This is a genomic window from Paraburkholderia sp. XV (assembly GCF_020177535.1).
Taxonomy (GTDB): Bacteria; Pseudomonadota; Gammaproteobacteria; order Burkholderiales; family Burkholderiaceae; genus Paraburkholderia; species Paraburkholderia caribensis.
This window is the reverse complement of the sequence record NZ_JAGUUD010000250.1, coordinates 1-2,588: the sequence shown is the minus strand read 5'-3', so window position 1 is coordinate 2,588 and position 2,588 is coordinate 1. Positions and strand designations below refer to the sequence as shown.

General features: G+C 64.5%; 3 protein-coding genes and 1 pseudogene. 1 reads left to right on the top strand and 3 read right to left on the bottom strand.

Annotation, left to right across the window (positions count from 1 at the left end; genetic code table 11):
• Both KFO72_RS41735 and KFO72_RS42645 read right to left on the bottom strand, forming a co-directional pair.
• A pseudogene (locus tag KFO72_RS41735) lies at positions 1-172 on the bottom strand (NAD(P)-dependent oxidoreductase); the annotation flags it as partial.
• A 108-nt stretch (positions 173-280) separates the two neighbouring features.
• On the bottom strand, positions 281-463 hold the full coding sequence (locus KFO72_RS42645; RefSeq protein ID WP_225034540.1) for a hypothetical protein: 183 nt from the start codon (positions 461-463) through the stop codon (positions 281-283).
• 170 nt (positions 464-633) lie between these two features.
• Here KFO72_RS42645 and phaP point away from each other — a divergent pair, with 170 nt between their 5' ends.
• Complete coding sequence (phaP, locus tag KFO72_RS41725) at positions 634-1,086, top strand: TIGR01841 family phasin (protein ID WP_225034539.1); 453 nt, start codon at positions 634-636, stop codon at positions 1,084-1,086.
• Between the two features lie 92 nt (positions 1,087-1,178).
• Here the strand turns inward: phaP and KFO72_RS41720 are convergent, their stop codons facing one another.
• Positions 1,179-2,387 carry a zinc-dependent alcohol dehydrogenase gene (locus tag KFO72_RS41720; protein ID WP_225034538.1) on the bottom strand — a complete coding sequence of 403 codons (1,209 nt, stop codon included), beginning with the start codon at positions 2,385-2,387 and terminating at the stop codon, positions 1,179-1,181.
• Positions 2,388-2,588: the final 201 nt, after the last annotated feature.

Below are 2,588 nucleotides of genomic sequence, written 5' to 3'. Positions count from 1 at the left end.
CAATGCCGCTGTCGCCGCCCGTGATGATCGCCGCCTTGCCTGCGAGCCGGTTGTGTCCGACATAGCGCTCTTCGCCATGGTCTGGCTGTGGAGTCATCGGCGCGGTACGGCCCGGCACGGCGTCCTGCTGTTGCGGCGCGAAAGGCGGCGTTGCATATTGGGTCCCGGTCATTGCTTTCTCCCATGAAATCGTCGCGCGTCCCGCGTGCCGGTGCGCGGTTGTGTCAACTCTCTAGCAAGATCTAGCAAGCGCCTGGCCCGCTGGATGCGCGGCATGCATTCACGCAAACCGCTGCATGAACAGGACGTCCGGCGTGGAGCGCTCCCGCACCGCTTCGAAGCCCATGCTTGCATACAGGGCCCGGGCGCGGTCGTTTCCGCACGCAACCCGGAGCGTCGAGCGACCCGCGCCCGTTGAGCTCAGCCCTTCCATGACGAGTGCCTGCACGAGATACCGTCCGATGCCTGCCGCGGCAGTGCGGCGACACGATGGCCCGTCCGATATGAACCGCGCTCGACTCGATCACCCAGAATTGCGCGAATCCCGCTACACGCCCTCCTTCGAGCACACTGAAACTCCGTTGCCCCTCTGCCGACACTGTCCGCGAGCACGACGCGTGGCCCGCAAACCCGTTGATCGACTTGGCGCAGCTTTGTGTCGAGACAGCCGGGCGGATTGCGGAACTGAACAGCAAGGCGATACATGAGTCGCTCGACGAGCAGCAGGCAGTCGCGCTAGAGGCTTCAAACGAGTGTTCGCCGCTTGGCGCGTGGCGTTTGCAGACAAGTTTTGCGCTGGCGGGGACCGCGAAAGCGGCCGCCTACTGGCGACATCTGAACGAGATCGCACTGGACGCATTCACCGACGCCGTTGGCGGCGCCGAGAGCCGTATCAACAGCACTTTCATCGCGCTGAACCGTTCGCTGGACGAAGCGACTGACGGCGTGCGCGCTTCGTTGCTGATGGAGGATGTTGCCCCCCACGCCGGGCGCTCGTGCAAGCGCGGTACAGATCATTCGCCCCGATTCGACACGGGGTTAGCCGGCGCGCTTGCAGTGGGGCCAACGCTGTCGCGCGGACCGTGACCATCTTTCCGCGCGAAGAGCCGGCGACCCGATGCCGCCCCAGGCGGGACCGAAACAATATCACGGGAGCCCTTCATGCGACGCCCGATCGATCAAGGTTCGAGTTTCACCTTGATCCAGCCCGGCTCGCGTGCATCGAATGCCTGGTAGGCTTCGATCGCATTGGTGATCGGCTCCCGTTGTGTCAGCACCGAAATGGGATCGAACGATCCGTTCGCTACCAGTTCGACCAGGTGCGGTGTAATCGCGCGGTGATTGCAGTTGCCCATCCTGACCGACAGGTTGCGATTCATCGCTTCGCCTATCGGGAAAAAGCGGTCATTCGCCGGATACACGCCGATGATCGACACCGTACCCGCTTTCGCGACCGCCTTCACGGCCCACTGCAGCACCTGAGACGGGCCGCTGCCGGGCGTCCAGTGTCGGCCCTGCTCGTTGCGCTCAGGTGCGATTTCGTCGCGCTCCTGGTCGAACTTCTGCTCCCTGTCCTGCTGCGCGCTCGCGGCCGGCCCTTTAGCGGCTCGCACCGCGTCGACGCCGACGGCATCGATCACGCGGTCCACGCCGATGCCGCCTGTCAGCTCGAGTATGGTGTGCACGGGATCGTCGACGTCGAAATCGACCACCTCGGCGCCTTGGGCGCGGGCCATGTCGAGCCGCGACGGCACACGGTCCACGCAGATTACCCGGCCCGCGCCCATCAGCTTCGCACTGGCGACCGCGAACTGTCCGACGGGTCCCGCGCCGAACACGGCAACGGTATCGCCCAGTTGCACTTCCGCAAGTTGTGCGCCGAAGAAGCCGGTCGGGAAGATATCCGACATGAGGATGGCGCGGTCGTCGTCGATGTTGTCGGGCAGACGGATCAGACTTGCGTGAGCGAGCGCCGTGCGCGCGTACTGGGCCTGCAGGCCGTCGAACGGACCCGTGGCTTTAGGGCCGCCATAAAACGCCGTTCCTGCCAGCGGCCCGTTCGGGTTGGCCGTATCGCATTGCGCCGTGTAGCCTGCGCGGCAATACGCGCAATGACCGCATGAAATAGTCGACGGCACGAGCACGCGGTCTCCCTTGCGAAGATTGCGCACGTTGCGCCCGACTTCCTCGACGATCCCGACGGCCTCATGCCCGAGTATCGTGCCGGGCTGCATGCCGGGCATCGTGCCGCGAATCATGTGTAGATCAGTGCCGCATATCGCACTGGACGTGATCCGGACGACGGCGTCCGTCGGTTGCTGGATGGCCGGATCGGGAACGGTGTCGAGCCGGATATCGCCAATGCCGTGGAAAACGACTGCTTTCATGTGCCCTCTCCCAATGAGATGCGGTTGCGCACCGCTGAAACAGTGAAGCAGCAAGCCCGGGGCCCGCAGTTCGCAAGCGCAGGCATCGCGCTTGCACGGTTGATGAACCGCGAGCCGGCGTACCGCCGTTCGCGCAGCATCCGCAATGAATCAACGGAGGACACGCATGTCGCAGCATCCCGCCCATTCGCAGGATCAACG